This window comes from Carnobacterium gallinarum DSM 4847, from assembly GCF_000744375.1.
Classification (GTDB): Bacteria; Bacillota; Bacilli; order Lactobacillales; family Carnobacteriaceae; genus Carnobacterium; species Carnobacterium gallinarum.
In genome coordinates this window covers 2,430,351-2,447,652 of the sequence record NZ_JQLU01000005.1, presented here as the reverse complement: position 1 = coordinate 2,447,652, position 17,302 = coordinate 2,430,351, and the positions used below count along the sequence as shown (strand labels likewise).

Sequence of the window (17,302 nt, the reverse complement as noted above, 5' to 3'; positions counted from 1 at the left end):
TTTATTCTGTCGTTAATAAGATTCGTTGAATTTCACTTTCCAATAATTGGCTCGGATGATATTGTTTGAAGTCTTGTTGGCATTTTTCTAATTCAGGCCATTGAGCTGTTTCAATTAAGTCAATGAATTTTTTACGAATCTGATTTAGTTTTCTTTTTTTTGCAACAATTCCAATACCAGCCCATTCCGCTCTAACTGCATAATCAAATTGATCATAATCATGGGGAATAATTAGCGCTGGCTTTTTAAACTTTATACAATTATAGAGAATTCCCGCTCCACCATGATGAATCACATAATCGACTTTTTCAATCGTTTCAGTATAAGGCAGATAGGCATAGACGGTAATATTTCCCTTCACTTTCGTTGGCTTTTTATGCCGCTCTTGACTGTTTCCCATCGAAAGAATAAAGTGAAAATTTGGATAGTCTGCACTTAAGGTTTGAGCTAATTCAATTAAAAAATCTTTTCCCCAAAGCAAATGAGTCCCAATCGTAAGTAAGATTTTTTTTTCAAACTCACCTGTATCTTCAAAGACAAACTGTTCTGATTCTAATGAGGCACAGCATGGTCCCGCCCATTTAAATTGCTCTGGAAAATCAACATTCCATTCAAGCTCCTCCATTCCCAACCCTAAGATTGAATAAGGTGAATAGATTTGTTCTTCCCCCTTCTCGTTGTATAATTGAAAATTAAAGTCTTTTAATTTAGTACGAACTAAGAAGTAAACAAATCTTGTAAAAAAGCGGACTATTTTTCGACCAACGGCATCTCGTAGTTTAAACAAACGCTGGTTTTTCTTTTTCCAGCCACCTAAATAAGTCGGTGTCCCATTCCGAGTCTCCATCGCAAATGGTGTTGGAATCGTCGTAATCCACGGAATAGCTAGCTCCTGACAAGCAATTCCTGCAGGTGCCGCAATAAAATCAGCCACGACAATATCCGTTTGATTTTCTTCTAGAGCATCCTTGATTTGCTGGACTGCCTCAGGAATAATCGCCATATTTTGTTGCAACTGTTTGTACATGCCTAAGCTACTAATCTGTTTCGTTGTATTCGCAATCTCTTCCATAATAAAAGGCTGATTTGGAAACAAAGGAACCACAGTAAAACCTTTTAATTCAACTAACTCTATCTTTTGAACACCTGTAATCACTCGGACTTCGTATCTTTCATCTTCTAAAAAAGGTGATGCCAGTTCTAACAATGGATACAAATGCCCACTAAATGGAACGGCGACTAAGTCAATCTTGATTTTTTTGAATTCTTTCATAAATAATTTCCCCTACTTCACCATTTTCTAAATAATCAAAATGATTACTCGAAACCAGATAATCCACTGGTTGGCTATCTAAAAACGTTGAATAGTAATCCTTTGTACCTTTTATTACCGTCCACTTAGCCACAGAAGGATCTAGCTTTTTATAAGAAACTGGACCCAACGCAATAATCTGACATTTTTCAGCATTAAATGAACTATCTGCCAACACCTGAGTCAACATATTCAACCCCGAACTCTGACTAATAATCACCACTTCTTCCGCCTTAAACACAGGCGCCAGATGCCTGATCAATTCTTGCTTAAAACGCCGATTCCAAATTGTATGAAAAAAATAACCAATATTTTGAAGACTTGCTTGAAATAAACTAGGAAACTGGGCTTCTTGCACTTTAAATTTTTGATTATAAGGAAAATTCATATCAATGATTTGATAGCCGTTAAAATAATCTTGTGTGAAAAATTTTTTTTGAATTTCTGACAATTCAGCATGCTGATAATGACTGCTACCGCTAATCAGTAAAACCACTTTTTTCCCTGTAACCAACGTATCCTTGGTCTCCAACTCTTGTAATTTTTTGAGATACTTATTAAATGATCTACTCATAATGAATCCGATCACCTGTCACACGAATCTTTTTATTGCGCCACAGAATGACTGGCGGAGTAACGAGATTATAGATATACAGAAGTGGCAAACAGCACTCATTCAAAACTTCATAGATTATTTCAGACAATCCCTCAGATTTTCTAGTAACTCGTCTTCGGAAAAAGGTTAAAATAATAGCTTTTAAAAAGAAGATACTTACTGTAAGTAAAAAATAAGGAAATCCTAAAAAGAAGCTGCACGCTAGTAATAGAAAAGGAAATAAAGTTGGAATAACCAAGAGAAGATACAACTGAATAGAGGCATTTTTTTTCAGATAAATTGTTGCGAATAACAGCCAGCGCTTCATCAAACGAAGATACTGAGTACCACTCGTAAGGGTTGTACGAACATTACAAAAAATACTACTTTGGATAATCGTCACGTTTTTCTGACTTAGATATGTCGCAATTGCCAAATCATCACATAATTGATACTGAATTTCTTCAAAAATAGAATATTTCCGCACAATTGCAGTTGGAACAATATAAAACATGCCATTAATGGAGTGATTCTGCTTGATTTCAGCTAAGGTAAAATAGGTCAGTAACGAATTGCTATTAACAAAAGCCGCTACTAATTTAGACCAGAAGTTATACTGTCCATGATTATACGGAATTCCAGTAACAATCCATTCTTCTTTTCTTTTTTCATACCTACTCATTTCATTAAATTGAGTAAAATCAATCACTGTATCATCATCTAAAACAATCAAGTACTTCGTATTTACCATAGAAACTGCTTGAGCTAGCTTATAAACCTTAGGATTTACTTGTTCTGAGACATCCTCTACCAGCAGAATCTCAACTCGTTTTTGATAGGCAGCATTGACTAAAATTCTCGCTGTCGTTTCCTGAGCAATCAAATCACTTTTATCGACCAACCAAATAAAGTGCATTTCCCGAGTATTCTTCAGATTACTCGTTAAATCTTTTTCTAAACGGATATCTCCAGACAAAATTGGTTGAACAATTGTATAGTTTGCTTCATCAATTGGCTCCGCTTGCTTCATTTTTACTTTTTTATAAAATCGTCGGGCTAACAAAAGTCTGGCAAAAAACAAGATCCAAAAAAGAATTAGGAAAAAAATAAATACACTCATTCTAGCTCACAGCCCTTTCTTTATATATCTTCCTACGATTCTTACCTTCAAAAAAGCCGGTAAGACTTGAATCAGCCTAGTGGTTAATTTATTTTGAAAACCAATAATTGTATAGCTTTTTTTTAGATAAAATTGTTGAATAATCTTCTTTGCTACAGTTTCAGGAGTCATTTCAAAATGTTGTGATAAAAAATCAGGAGCCATTTTAGCTCTTGTTTCTTTTTGAAAAAAAGGTGTTTTCGTTGGACCAGGACAGATTGCAAGTATTCTCACATTGCTGCTATACCGTCTAACCTCCTCCATTAAGCCTAATGTATAGCTAAATAAAAAAGACTTTGTCGCACCATATACAGTTAGAAACGGATGAGGATAAAAAGAAGCTGTAGAACAGATATTAATAATTAACCCTTTATCCTGCTGAACAAATTGTTGAGCAAACTTTTTAGTGATTAAAAAAGGTGCTATTCCATTCACTTGAATAATTTTTTCTTCTTCTGACAAATTCAATGTTTGAAAATCACCTATTTTCCCAATACCTGCACAATTAACAAGAACATCTAGTTCAATTTCCTGTTCCAACCATTTTTTCAGCTCTGATTGATTCGATAAATCTAAACAAATAATTGAACAAGCTATCGTATATTTTTGAGTTAGTTCATGTTTTAATTTGAATAAAGATTCCTGTGTTTTTGATAACAAAATCAATTCATATCCCTCTTCAGCCAATTGATATGCCAAGGCCTTACCTATCCCCGAAGTTGCACCAGTAACTAAAGCTTTTTTTCTCACTTTCACTCCTCATCTCCACAATCCTAAATCACTTGTTTTTTATTATCTCAATACTTTTAGAATAAGTCAATCTAGCTGAAAAGTAGGATTACTCGTTTATAAAGAGCAGAAAAGCCTTTATTTATATGCTATAAATCCATTATTTTAAATTTCTAAACTAAGTCAGCGAAACATTACAACTTTAACTAAAATTTCTATTGCCTCTGTCATATCACTACTCAATCTAAGTTTTATAAAAAAATTAGCAAACTTTTTTATTATTATGAAAAATCAAACAAACTAACCTTAATTCGGTCCTTTTCTTTGGAATTTTTTCGGGATATAATACGATTAACGATTAATTTTTGATGAGAAGGAGTATTTTTGATGTATGATCTAAAAAATGACTATCATATTGCTGTTCCAACAGCATTTTACAACGATGAAATACTAAATATAACCGATACCCTTGAACACATTATTTATTTACAAAATCATGGTATTCATTCTGTTTTAGTTTGTGGTTCAACAGGAGAACAGCATAGTTTAACAGTAGACGAAAAGATTGCCCTTTTAACTGCATTGGAAACTGAAACAAGACTTCATCCAGATTTTGAAATTATCTTCGGTGTAGCAAGTATTCGACAAAAAGAAGCTATTCTTTTAGCAGAATCTATTCATTCATCAACTAAAATTTCTGGAATTTTATTGGGCTTTCCTCCCTACATTTTACCAAGTCAAAAAGAAGCTATGAGCTATGTAAATACTTTGTCTAACATCCTTGGGAAGCCAATTATTCTCTATAATAATCCCAAACGCATAGGATTTAATTTAGCAACAGATTCTTTGATTGAATTAGCAAAAAATCCAGCAATTATCGGGATTAAAGAAGCTGGAGAACGAAATCGAATTCCTGATGTGCTTTCATTCATTAGTCGAAAATTTTCTGTCTATGCAGGCGGAGAGATTGAACTTAAAGAAAAAATTCATTTAGGATTTACTCGCTTGTCTTCTATTGCTGGAAATCTATATCCTCAAGAAGTCGAACAATGGTTTAATGCTCTAAGGAATGGCTCTAATGGCGAATTCTCTAAGCAAGCTGAACTGGATCAGCTTTTTAAGGATTGTCCTTTAACCAACTAAAAAAAGGCGATATCCATAAAAGAAAATCTAAAAATGGGGGATCCTAGAAGTCCATTAGGAAATTCATTTAATGAATAAAATGGAGGGGGAATTTAAATGAAACAAGACGTTCACATTCGACTCATTCAACAAAGCGATTTAAGAGAATTATGGGAAATAAGTTATGGACCTCGTGCTGATTTAGAATGGAAAAAATGGGATGGTCCTTATTTTAAAGACCCAATTTTAAACTGGATAGAATTTTCTACTAGTTTTGGAGAGCGAGCGGTAGGTAATGTAAATCGGGGAGTGATTCTTTATCATGACCAAATTGTTGGCACTGTTACTTCTTATTGGGAAGATGGTCAATTAAAACAGTAGTTAGAATGTGGAATCGTCATTTATGAGGAGCGGTTTTGGACTAAAGGAATTGGAGAAAAAGCGCTACGACTATGGATTTCATATCTCTTTACCTTACATCCAACTATTCAAAGAGTCGGCTTTACTACTTGGTCTGGTAATCAAGGAATGATGCATTTAGGTGAAAAAGTTGGCATGACTCTGGAAGCAAGAATTCGTAAAGTTCGCTATACCCAAGGACACTATTTTGATTCCATAAAATATGGGGTATTGCGAGAAGAATGGGGAAAATAAAAAAGTCTGAGAGAAAATTTAGAGCATGAGATAAACTATAACAGGCTCTATCATTTAACGGCTGATGAATCATCTTATTGAAATAAAAGAACAAAAAACTATGAATGAAACGAAATCGTTTCATTCATAGTCATTCTTCACTTTAACTCATCAGACCTTATTGACAAAGTGCTCTATAAAAATAGTTTTGCCTCATGCTCTTTTTGAATAATCTAAGACATCTGTTTGAAGGCTATAGTCTCTTTTGATAGAGAACTATCCCATTCAGATTTATTCTAAAATCAACTTTTTCCAAACTAATAAAACTAGTCTCACTGAATCATTTTTTACATCAAATTTATTTATAATAAACTTCATCTAGAAAAAGTCCATGAGACGGAACCGTCTCTCCTGCATTTTGTCGGATTTTGCTCTCAAAAATCTCTTCAATCACATCTAATTTCATCGTTCCTGTACCAATCTCCAAGAGAGTTCCCATGATAATTCGCACCATATTATATAAGAATCCCTCCCCAACAAAAGTAAAATGAAGCAGATTGCCTTCTCTTTCAACAGAAAGCTCCTCAATCTTGCGCACTGTTGATTTTTTTGATTTTTTAATTGAAGAAAAACCAGCAAAATCATGGATTCCTACTAATCGACTACAGGCTTGATTCATAATATCAAGATTTAATTCTTTCGGATAATGAAAACTATAATGACGATTAAGAGCTGAAGGAATCGGATCATTCCAAACATGATAACTATATTTTTTCCCAGTAGCATTGTATCGTGCATGGAATCGTTCTGGAACTTCTACTACTTTTTTGACAACAATATCACGAGGAAGATAACGATTCAACAAATCAAGCATTTTTACCGAATCCATCTCTGAATTTAATTTAAAACTAGCTACTTGCCCGCGAGCATGTGCGCCGGCATCTGTTCGTCCTGAACCGATAATTTCAATTTTTTCATTAGTAATCTGTGTCAAAACGCCTTCGATTTTTCCTTGAATGGTATTATCTGAATCGCTAAGTCGTTGCCAACCAAGATAGCGTCTGCCATCGTATTCAATTGTTAGTTTAATAGTTCTCATATTCTTTTTTACTCCTCTTGTTTCTCTGGTTATTTCTATCTAGACATCAACTGTCTTTCCAGACTCATCATAACAAAAATTCAGTTAGCTGACTACCTATTCAATAAATTTATGGCAGAAAATAAAGGGTTTCAATAGATTCACGGTTCCTCTAAAATCTTCGTTATAATCAAGAGATGGTTTCCATATAAAAATTATCTTTGTAGACAGACCTATTAGGCAGATTTCCAATCAAGTTGCTAGCGAAATTTTATTAGACCGAAGCAGTTACTCTTTTGTTGTAACCTTTTTTACCAGAAATTTCTCCTCATTATTGGTGATGGAGCTGGCACAATAAGATATGGACTTTTTGGACTTGTACTTTGCCGAGATGGTGTATTATAAAACCTTTAAGAAAGGGTTTGAGAGTGGGATGAGGTGTGTAGAGGGGTGATGGAAGCTTAAATTTATAAAAATACTATGAACCCTATCTTGAAAATACTCTCTAAAAATGACAAGCCAGCTTGACAAAAAAGTAAAATTGAGTATACTTTAGTTAATCTTTAAAGCAAAAAAATCACTTAGACGAAGGAACGTGTCCTATGAGAAAAGATCAAATTTTAGCTCAGGCTAAAAATGAAAAGATTGATGAAGGCAAAAAGTACAGTTTTTATTTTTCTATAGCGTCAGTTGGAGTATACTTCTATGTTGTTCTAGTTATTTTATTAATTATTCGTTTTTTAAAAAAGGAAAATCCATTTGATATTTTAGGAATTTTGGTTTCATCAATTGGTGTTTATCAGTATAAATCATATAAAAAATCTTCGGAAAAAGTCCATATCTATGTAATGAGCATCTTTATTACAATTGGTGTCGTCTTATTTTCTCGTTATTTGTGACATAACTTATGAACAAACTAACTTTAAAAAATCATTTAAAAATATGCAGAGCCGAAAAGAAATTGAATCAATCCCAGTTAGCCGAGTTAGTTGGTGTATCAAGGCAGACCATTAGTAATATTGAAACCGGTGAATTTACTCCTTCTGCAAAATTAGCCTTACTTTTAGTTTTAGCCTTAGATAAAAAATTTGAAGATGTTTTTTATTTTTGATTAATAGATGAATAAGATTTTCATAAGTGAAAATTCTATTCATCTATTATTTTTTTTAAATATCCTTCATAATTCATTGCTAAATCAATGCTTCCTAGTTTATAAAGGATGCTGATAGCCGTTTCCATATCTGTCACTCCACTTTTCCTATCTAAAATCGTATGAATGTATAATCCTGACATAAATAGAAAAATTGTCTTTTCATAAAGTAAGGTTTCTTCGATTAGCAAAAAATTACTAATTATTTTTTTATAATAAAGTGCTAATTTTCTATCTCTATTTTCAATGCATAATAAAAAAATATTAAGCAATATCTCAATTAATATTTTTTTATACTGAAAAATACTTTTAAAAATATCAATATTTTGAATCATATATTTTGACAATTTTACACTACTTTTTAAATCTAATATCTTAAAGCTATTAGCAAATAATAACAACTCATAATGTGTCCACATATCAACCGAATTCAAATAATTTTTAAAGAAAATCCTGTCATTATTTGTTATATAAAAGTTACTACCTTCCTCTAAGTCATAGATAAATTGTTTGATACATATAGAATTCAACTTATGACTAACTTGACCTTCTTCTTTATATAGAAATGATTCATTTTTAAACAAGAATATTAATTTATTGACGTTGTTCTCTTGATAGTAATGCCTTACCTCTTTTAATATGTCTATAAACGAATCTGTTTCATATAAATTTAAAGATAATGTGAATTCCTCAATAGAAACATTGATCCTTTCAAGTAACTTATAAAACTTTAGAAGAGTAATTTCATTTTTCCCTCTTTCAAATTTTGAAAGCTGAGAAACGGAAACTATATCTTTTGCTACCGAATTTAAGGTTTCATGTTTTGATATTCGGAATTCTTTAAAAACTTCACCGGGCATTCTTTTCATATTTTCCACTCTTTTCATATATGAAATAAAATATTAATTTTAATTAATTATACGATACAATTCTAAATGTAATAAAAACATTCTTCTAAAGGAGGCCTTAAAATTTGATGATTTTTTTTAAAGGGATAGTAATAGTTGTTGTTGATTAAAGCATTTTGATTTATTTAAAATTAGTAATAAATAAACTGGAAGCGGTGATGTTCAAATGATTAAAAATAATTTAATAAAATTGGTTTGTGCAAGTATGCTATTTAGTTCTTTATCCGTTGTAGCAATCTCTACTACTGCATTTGCAGCAGAAACTAATCCTACTGAAGAAAGTGTTAGCGAGGATGCAAGCTTATTTAAAGGAATGGAAGGCAGCCTGAGAGCCTTAGCTGATTACTATTATACAGACTCTAATGGAAGAATTACGTTAGATTATAATAATCCCGATCTAAAAGGAAAACTAGGTTTTAATACTCTACAAATCAATTATCTTAAATCAATGATTGAGGAAAGTACTAGTTCTGATATCACTGTACGTGGTCAAGTAGGTTTTCATTTGAAATTTGGACCCTATATTAAAGGATTAGGGGCTACCGGTGCAGCTGCATTTGCAGCTGGTTATTTAACTGCTTATCTTTCAGAATTAGCAGCTACTGGACCTTTGGGAGTTGCTGCTGTTGCTGCTTTAGACGCAATGGTAGCTTACGTTGTCTTCAATGCAATTAATGATGGACTCAATTCAGTCAATTTAATGACGAATATTCCTGGATTATCTTGGACTATGAATGTAAATATTCCTTAACTATTAAAATATTTCTTATTTTCTAGATTTTTCAAAAATAAATTTATTAGGTTATAGCTCATTACTAAATTATTTGATGAGTTATAACCTATTTTTTGTTGACTATATTATTATTTAAAATCTTCTTTACTAAATAAAATTAACTATTTTATACAAAATAAGTTACTAAGAAGAAATCTAAGTTTGTATCATTATATAAAATAATTTTTTTATATAATAATAAGTATAACCTATCACAAAATATAGTACTAGTTTTTTCCAAATTTTTTGGGAAATATCTATAGCTTTTTATATTGAATTTAAATTTTTTAATTTGCTATTTTCAGAGGAGATACTTAATTACTGATATAAAACGTTCTTATATATAAGGAAAAACATGTAAACATTCAGGATCACTGAATTTCTACATGTTTTTCCTTTTTTGAGAATCTCTCCCTTTACTTACGATCAATTTTATTATAAGGAAGAGCGTTTCCCACTTACTTAAAAAGTTAATTATTTAAAATTTAATTCTTTTCTTACATTTAAACTTCTAGCATCTAAATTAGACATTTTATATTTATACTTGAAAAAGTTTGAAATACGTTCTTCATGAGTAGAAACAATTATTTGGTGATCGCTAAATTCATTTCTTAGTAAATCAACAAAGGCACTCACGTTTAGCTCGTCCATCGACTGGACTGGATCATCAATTAATAGCAACGGCAATTCTTCCGTTGAAAATTTCCGATTCATTGCTAATACTAGTGAGATTACAAAAGCACTTAATTGTCCTGTACTTAGTTTAGCAAAAATATCAACATCATCTTGATAATCCGATAGAAATTTAAGGTAAGATCCCTCTGATTCTATTTTCATGAATATACCTAATCCTCCTGGATAATTTTGAATAATCTTCCCTGTGTAGATATACAAAGTAATTTCAAGATTAGAAAGCAAGTTTTCTAAATAATTCTTTTTCTGTTTAGTATAAATACTATGAATCTCATCAATTTTTTCTTTTAGCTTACCTAAATCTTGATTTTTAGCATCTAATTTTTTATATTTCTCAATCTCTTTATCCCTTTTTGATTTCTCATAATCGTAATAACTATTCTCAATATATATTCGTTTTGATTCAATACTTTCAACTGTCAATTCATTTAGCTGCTCTTCATCTTGCTTTAAGAAATCTAAAAATAATTGTTTTCTTTTTTCCATCTTTTCTTCCATTTCAGTACTCAAATTGACTTTTAATTCTTGAATTTTATTCTTTAAAAGAGCTAAGTTTTTTTGCCCATCTGTTACAATGGTATGTCCATCTACTAAATAATCAGAATATATTATTTTTTCTTTTTCTAAATATATCTTACTTTTTTCTAACTTATCTTTTACTCCTTCTCCTGCAATAATCCATTCAAAAAGTATTAGATTCCCCTGATTTATTTTATTAAAATTTTCCATAGCTGTTGTTAATTCTATAATTTGTTCATCACGTTGCTTCTCCATTTCGAGCACATTATCTGCTAACTCATTGTTTCCTTTACAGAACTCTTTTGCTAACTGATAAGCGTTTTCTAAAGACTCGATTGAATAGGCTTCTCCACAATAAGGACATAGAATATCATTTCCATTTGCTTCTTCAATAAATTGTTGATGTTTTTCGTGTAGTTTCTCTCTAGCTTGCTGTATATTCATTAATAACTTTTCACTGTCATTAATATTTTTATTGTCTTTCAGAATGGCTGCATGTAATTCTTTAAACATTTCTTGTGAAGATTCTAGATAGTCAAATGCATAAACGTATCTATCCTCTAAAAGCCAATTTATTTTTTGGTCATCTGTTTGTTGAAGCCACTTTTGATTATCTATTACATTTTTTGCAAGTATCTTGATTTGCTCTTCTTTCTTTAAAGTATCAGGGGAAATAAGCACTAATTTTAAAAGTGAATCTTGATTTGCTAAGTTCATGATTTTTTTATTTTTTTGATAAATTCCAAATTCATTTTTATAGATAACTAATTCTTTTAATTCTTCTAATTGTGTCGTAACCTCTTGTACATGTTTATACTCTTCAAAAAAGTATTCTTCATTATCCCAAGGAATTTTCAACCGATTGAACAATTGAAGATAAGCTTCCGGCTCCATCTTTTTATCTTCTTTTTCTACTGTATAACTATTTTTTAATTTCTCTGATTGGTCTAGTTGCTCTGTTATTTGTTTCTTTACTTTAATTAATTGCCGTCTTACTTTATCAATTTTATTAAATTCATAATCTGATTCGCTAGTATTAAAAAGTTTTCCGATTTCATCCATTCTACCTTTTTCACTATGTTTCAAAAAAGCCGTGCTTTCTTCCTGTTGAACATAATGTAATAAATTGAAATTAGAACCATCTGAATTTAAGCCTAATTCTTGATACATTATTTCATCATCAATTTCTTTTCTTTCACCGTCACTGATTTTATATAATACACTTGCTTTTTTTATATTCTGACTTACTCCTTTGGTGCTCTCCTTTTCAAATTCTCTTAGATAGCAATGTTCTTCACCCTTTATTTCAAAAATTCCTTTAATGACAATTTTTTTTGTTCGATCGTTAACAAATGGTAATGTTTTATTCCTAACCTTATAGGTCGTATCTAAACTTTCCTCGCGATTTCGTTCACCTTTAATTAAAATTTCAATAGCATCAAAAATAGTCGTTTTTCCATAACCATTAGGGCCATCTAAAATAAATAATGAATCTGTTGGCATTTTTATATTTTTTTCTTCTGAAAATAACTTGAAATTTTCAAATGAAATCGATTTTATTTTATTTTTCACAGTTATCTTCTCCTATCCATTTTTCTAAAACAGTTTCAATATCAAAGTTTTTAAGTTCTGCATCTTGCTCAGAATTTTGTGAAATATATTCATTAATATCTCCAATTATTTGATTGTTAAATCCAATTAACTCTTCTTCAGTTAAATTTTCTTCAATTGACTCATTTAGTGTTTTTAATTCATTAGACGTAACAGATTTAAATAAATATAAAGAGGGTATTTTGATATAAAATTTCAGAATCATAGAATAATAATTTTTCTCTTTGCTTTCCTTATAGTTTTTAAAAAGATCATTACTATCTATTGTATTTTCTAAAAATAATTTATAAGTGTTATATCCACTATCCAAAGATTTTTTTTCAAAATCAGTAATTTCTTGTTGAGTAAGAACAATAACATTTTTCTTGAAATAATATTCATCTTCTTCTAACTCAAAAATAAAATTTTGGTTTTCATTTTCTGTAACATAAAAAACTAAATGGGTAGTGTTATTTTTTATACGATGAGGATTTTCTTGTGCTCCCATGACTAATTGAAACAATCTTTCTTGCTCCACTGCCCAGTTTTCAATAGCTTGATTACTCTCATTTTCATCAATGATAGAGCACGTATAAAATGAATTGGTCTCTTCATTAAAGAAATAGTCATGAATTTTTTCATCCTTAACATATCCTAATTCAGAAAATAATTGTGTATATATTTTTTTCAATTGATTATCCACTTATTAAATCCTCCCTAACATCGTCAATTTTTCTTAAATTAATAATATACTGATTTCTTTTTTCTTTCCCACTAATCTCTTCTAATTCTTCGCTAATAAAATCAGATTCAACATCTAATCGTTCACTAAAAAAAGCTTCTTGGTTATTTATACCCGTTTCTAAATTCTTAGTAATCAAGTAATTCACTTCATATATTTTAGTAACATCAAAGACACTAGTATCTATGTTTTCATTAAATTTATCTTTATACTTTTCTACATCACTAGCTTCCCCCACTATACCTGTTGGGAAATAAGTTTTTTTGTTATTATGCGCTATCGAATATTGCTTATTATTTTTATCAAATTTCAATAAATCATAAAAATTACTCTTTGAAAATTCATCATATATAAAATTCAATCCACTTTCATCAATTTTATAATTATCTTTAAAATAATCTTTTATCACTACATGTGGGAACATTTTCCTAATTACATCTACAGCTTCATTTAAATCTAATTCCTTTAAAGTATTGAACAAACTCGGTTTCAAATAGCACTTATGAATACTTTGGCACTGTTCTCTGACATCACAATTGTATTTACAATAATCTACTAAACAATCATTACACAATCTGTTTACAATTTGTGCGTATAAATATTTGTCTTTAGGTATTAAAACATCATCCTTAGTGATACACTCTTGAATTTCAAAAAATTCAATGACTTTATTTTCATTATCATTAGAAGCTCTTTTTCTTATATGATCGCCTATAAAGAAAAACAAAGTAATTTTATATTTTTCAGCATCATCTGCTTTCTCCGCTTGATTATTCAATTCAAAATTCTTGACTATCTCCTCCTCAAGCAATTTTTCAATGACATCTGAAGGACAGTATTGCTTCCTTTGATTTTCAATATCATATATTTCCAAACAAATTTTTTCTTTCACCTTATCATAAGGAATAGTTTGTAAGTACTGATAAATTTCTGTATCTCCTGAAGTCAGTTTGTTCTCTTCATGTTTCTTTTTTAACTTTTCTAATTCATTTAGATATCTTTCTTCAAATTTTCTATCCCAATCTGCTATTTCAACAACACTATGAAATTTCAACTGAATAGTTTCATTATTTTGTGCTGAACTTCTAGCGTATAATTTCATGACAGAATCCATATATCCAGAAATATTCTGCTTTGAATATTGTGCCTTCACTTGATTTAATTCAATTATTTCTCCATCTTCTAAAATATCAAAATCTTCTTCACCTTCAACTAAAAAGCTATATCGAGAAATTTCCTCCTGTTTTCCTTCTTCTAATAAACAATTGATTCGTTTTAGTACCTGATAAAGTGTAACTTTGCCTTGATACTCAAAACCATGCCAACTTGCACTCGCATCATTATTCACTTTTTTTAACCTTCCTTTTCACTTAATTTACTTTCCAATTGTTGTTTGTAAGAAAATGACTAAGCTCCTCTTCTAGCTTAGCATCGTAAATAGAATCATACAGTTTCGCTCGAATCTCTTCTTTCTCTAAAGCATCCGTACTTTTAATACGCCAAATAGGAATACCATGATGATGTAAAATTTTGTCCTTTTTCTCATCGCGTATCGTCTGTTCGTGTTCATCATGATGCTTTCCGTCTAACTCAATAACTAAAATTGGTTTATTTGTAAGTTCACTAATAATAGTAAAATCTAAATGAGTATTCTTATTGAGGGCAAACCTTTTTAATTCTATATTCGCGTCTAAAAATTCCTGATCCCTCACAATATCAGCTAGTGATAATTTCATTTGAATGATAAATCCTGGATAGTCTTGCAACACTTGTTTCATAATGCTGTATAATTGCTTTTCCCATAAACTATCGTAACCTTTTTCATTCTTGTAATATGGAAGTTGTTTATATAAATAAGCAAAAATAGAATTTACATTAGATTCAAGAACACTACCATATGTTTCAATGTATTCAATCAAATCTTTTAGTCCATGGTTCATTTCTTTAAAAAAAGAATCATGAGTAAACAAGATTAACTCTTCCTCTGCACGAGAAACTGCAACATTTATTGTTTTATTTCCCAAAAGATCATTATTTTCAAGATGCTGACTTTCCTTTGTTAAAACTGTAGAAAGTAATACTTTCTTATTTTCCCTGCCTTGAAACTTATAAATAGTTCCAATATACTGTTCTAATTCTGGTAAAGCAGCAATTAAATTTTCTTCCTGTTTTCCATAAGGTGTTATTACCGAGACATTCTCAGCATTATTTTTTAAATAGGTAACAATCTCTTTTTCTTCAATTTTATTAAAGTAACTGTTTTCACCATTTTTTCTTATACCTTTACTAGAATTTTTTTCTTTATTTAAGTGCATAATCTTTAAACTATCTACAGATGTATTTTTTGAGTAAATACTTAACATACCATCATAAAACTTTTTATTACAATAATTAATAATATTGAAATCACATCTGTAATGTTCTTTTAAAAGCACTGTTGGTGGCCGGCAAACATTCATTATTGAATCTAAAAAATTCATATTTGAAAAATTATAATTGTTGTCAATTCCATATACTTCTGACAAATTCCGATCATATTCTTGAATATCATTACTAACAATATGAGAAAGTTGATTTGAATCACCAACAACAATTATCTGTTCAGCCGTATTTAATGTTGGTAATATTGAAATAAGATTTGCTTGAGAGGCTTCATCAACAATCACTACGTCATATTTTCTATATCCTACATTTGATGCAACTGAATCTAATGTTGTTAGAATAACTGGGTAAGTATCTAAAATTTCTTTCTTAATCTTAGAAAATTTAACATCCTCATTTTTTAAAGAATTTAATATTTCCACTATATTTTGCTGTTTATTTTTAAACCTAGTACTAACAAAATTATTTACTTGATTAACTGATTTAAGTTTATATTGTTCGTATTTATCTTTAAGCACTCTTTGAATCTTAGGAATTTCAGCAGTTTTAGTCTCTAAGTAAGTAATCATTTTTATTGCATATAACTTCTCTAGGCGCCATTGATAAAGGGTATAATTCTCAATATCTACTTTTGGAGCAGAAAACCTTAACCTAAAGTAGGCTTTACTTAAAAGATTAACCGATTTAGTCCTTTGTTTTCTTAAAAAATTAATTTCATTCTTCAATTGACTAGGAAATATGAAAAAACGATTCACAGTAATATTATTCTTTTCGATTCCATAAGTTGTTAATTTCTTTTCTATATGTCTTTTTTGTGTCCGCAATTCATTTAATAAATTTTCTTGTGTAATCAAGTGTGCCAACTCTTCTTCATATTTATCTATCTGAATTCTAAGTTTAGCTAAATCAATTTTTTCAATATTTTTATCTATTTGTACTGTCTGTTTACTGTCTTTCATAATTTTTCCGCTTATTTCACCCATGAATGTTTTAATATAAGGTGTGTTGCTACCTAACCTGACAGAAAATTCAAATAAATTCTCCAAATTACTAAGTTTTTCATATACATTGTCAATAGCACTATTATTATTAGAAACAACTAATACTTTTTTACCTTCTATTATTGCATTACAAATAATGTTTAAAATCGTTTGTGTTTTTCCTGTACCTGGTGGACCTTGAATGACAGAAATATCATACATTAAACCATTTTTGATAGCCTCTTTTTGTGATAAATTTGAAGAGAATGGAAGAATAAGCTCTGGCTCTAGACTAAGCTTTCTTTCTGCAGTACTTCCCTCTAAAAACTTTTTCAAAATTTTTTTCTGATAAACTAATTTTCCTTCCGCAAGTATTTCATTTCTTATGTGATTTAAACTATAATTCAGTCCTAAACTTTCCTCCAAACCATGATTTGAAATATTTCTTTCAATCATCATATCAGTAAGATTTTGCAAGTATATATAATTTTTATTTTTCAATTCTTGGAAAGGAACCGATTCTTTATTTTTATTTTCTTTCTTCACAGATGATAACTCACTTACTTCAAATTCTGAATAATTTTCTAAAATTCTGCATTTTCTCATTTTTTTTATGGAGTAGTTAAAATTTTTATTTCCAACTAATAAGCGAACTATTTTACCATTGTCTGAAATAGAATCCACTTTTATTACTTCATGATTTTTTGTGTATCCATTATTATTGGTATACTCAAATACAAATAATTTACCATCTTGTTTACGTTCATATAAAAATTGAAGTATATTCAAAATATCATCCCTTTACTTTCAAATATAATATGTTTACTTAATTGTTGTTGTAAATAAATTTTATTTCTACTTTCATAAACTCAATTATTTATGGTAGATCAAAAAAAGCTCTAGATAGTTATTTTTATATCATTAATATAAATTTTAAT

Annotated in this window: 14 protein-coding genes and 1 pseudogene; 5 read left to right on the top strand and 10 right to left on the bottom strand. The window is 29.8% G+C overall.

Going from position 1 to position 17,302, the window contains the following annotated elements:
• Nucleotide 1 precedes the first annotated feature (1 nt).
• The 4 genes from BR43_RS16170 to BR43_RS16155 all read right to left on the bottom strand — a co-directional run bounded on the left by BR43_RS16170 (nucleotide 2) and on the right by BR43_RS16155 (nucleotide 3,822).
• Entirely contained in the window at nucleotides 2-1,273 is a 1,272-nt protein-coding gene (locus BR43_RS16170; RefSeq protein WP_034563822.1) for a glycosyltransferase, read from the bottom strand.
• Entirely contained in the window at nucleotides 1,245-1,886 is a 642-nt protein-coding gene (locus BR43_RS16165) for a hypothetical protein (RefSeq protein ID WP_034563821.1), read from the bottom strand. The genes BR43_RS16170 and BR43_RS16165 overlap by 29 nt, the downstream gene beginning before the upstream one ends.
• A complete protein-coding gene (locus tag BR43_RS16160) occupies nucleotides 1,879-2,937 on the bottom strand; it encodes a glycosyltransferase (RefSeq protein ID WP_211252936.1) in 1,059 nt (352 codons plus the stop codon). Before BR43_RS16160 ends, BR43_RS16165 begins: the two co-directional genes overlap by 8 nt.
• 96 nt (nucleotides 2,938-3,033) lie before the next feature.
• Nucleotides 3,034-3,822 (bottom strand): SDR family NAD(P)-dependent oxidoreductase, encoded by a 789-nt coding sequence (locus BR43_RS16155; RefSeq protein WP_084679963.1) that lies wholly within the window; start codon nucleotides 3,820-3,822, stop codon nucleotides 3,034-3,036.
• 360 nt (nucleotides 3,823-4,182) lie between these two features.
• On the opposite strand from BR43_RS16155, the gene BR43_RS16150 reads away from it, so the two are divergent.
• Together BR43_RS16150 and BR43_RS16145 are read left to right on the top strand one after the other, a co-directional pair.
• The gene (locus BR43_RS16150) at nucleotides 4,183-4,938 is read left to right on the top strand and encodes a dihydrodipicolinate synthase family protein (RefSeq protein ID WP_245617878.1); all 756 of its coding nucleotides are present in this window, start codon (nucleotides 4,183-4,185) and stop codon (nucleotides 4,936-4,938) included.
• Nucleotides 4,939-5,034: 96 nt separating this feature from the next.
• Nucleotides 5,035-5,571: pseudogene (locus BR43_RS16145) on the top strand (GNAT family N-acetyltransferase).
• 337 nt (nucleotides 5,572-5,908) lie between these two features.
• Here the strand turns inward: BR43_RS16145 and truA are convergent.
• Complete coding sequence (gene truA, locus BR43_RS16140) at nucleotides 5,909-6,649, bottom strand: tRNA pseudouridine(38-40) synthase TruA (protein ID WP_034563815.1); 741 nt, start codon at nucleotides 6,647-6,649, stop codon at nucleotides 5,909-5,911.
• A 581-nt stretch (nucleotides 6,650-7,230) separates the two neighbouring features.
• On the opposite strand from truA, the gene BR43_RS16135 reads away from it, so the two are divergent.
• Together BR43_RS16135 and BR43_RS16130 are read left to right on the top strand one after the other, a co-directional pair.
• Complete coding sequence (locus tag BR43_RS16135) at nucleotides 7,231-7,527, top strand: DUF6442 family protein (RefSeq protein WP_034563812.1); 297 nt, start codon at nucleotides 7,231-7,233, stop codon at nucleotides 7,525-7,527.
• 8 nt (nucleotides 7,528-7,535) lie between these two features.
• Complete coding sequence (locus tag BR43_RS16130; protein ID WP_034563810.1) at nucleotides 7,536-7,739, top strand: helix-turn-helix transcriptional regulator; 204 nt, start codon at nucleotides 7,536-7,538, stop codon at nucleotides 7,737-7,739.
• 35 nt (nucleotides 7,740-7,774) lie between these two features.
• On the opposite strand, the gene BR43_RS16125 is transcribed toward BR43_RS16130, so the two are convergent.
• Nucleotides 7,775-8,647, bottom strand: a complete 873-nt coding sequence (locus BR43_RS16125; protein WP_034563808.1) for an Rgg/GadR/MutR family transcriptional regulator — start codon at nucleotides 8,645-8,647, stop codon at nucleotides 7,775-7,777.
• 205 nt (nucleotides 8,648-8,852) lie between these two features.
• Between BR43_RS16125 and BR43_RS16120 the strand changes: the two genes are divergently transcribed.
• A complete protein-coding gene (locus BR43_RS16120; protein WP_034563807.1) occupies nucleotides 8,853-9,437 on the top strand; it encodes a hypothetical protein in 585 nt (194 codons plus the stop codon).
• A gap of 495 nt (nucleotides 9,438-9,932) precedes the next feature.
• Here BR43_RS16120 and BR43_RS16115 read toward each other — a convergent pair whose 3' ends face one another.
• The 4 genes from BR43_RS16115 to BR43_RS16100 are packed head-to-tail and all read right to left on the bottom strand — an operon-like array spanning nucleotide 9,933 to nucleotide 17,153.
• Nucleotides 9,933-12,242 carry an AAA family ATPase gene (locus BR43_RS16115; protein WP_034563804.1) on the bottom strand — a complete coding sequence of 770 codons (2,310 nt, stop codon included), beginning with the start codon at nucleotides 12,240-12,242 and terminating at the stop codon, nucleotides 9,933-9,935.
• Nucleotides 12,232-12,963: an ABC-three component system middle component 1 gene (locus tag BR43_RS16110; RefSeq protein ID WP_034563802.1), complete on the bottom strand. Its 732-nt coding sequence runs from the start codon at nucleotides 12,961-12,963 to the stop codon at nucleotides 12,232-12,234. Before BR43_RS16110 ends, BR43_RS16115 begins: the two co-directional genes overlap by 11 nt.
• Nucleotides 12,956-14,350: a hypothetical protein gene (locus BR43_RS16105; RefSeq protein ID WP_034563800.1), complete on the bottom strand. Its 1,395-nt coding sequence runs from the start codon at nucleotides 14,348-14,350 to the stop codon at nucleotides 12,956-12,958. Before BR43_RS16105 ends, BR43_RS16110 begins: the two co-directional genes overlap by 8 nt.
• A 22-nt stretch (nucleotides 14,351-14,372) precedes the next feature.
• On the bottom strand, nucleotides 14,373-17,153 hold the full coding sequence (locus BR43_RS16100) for an AAA domain-containing protein (RefSeq protein ID WP_034563798.1): 2,781 nt from the start codon (nucleotides 17,151-17,153) through the stop codon (nucleotides 14,373-14,375).
• Nucleotides 17,154-17,302 lie beyond the last annotated feature (149 nt).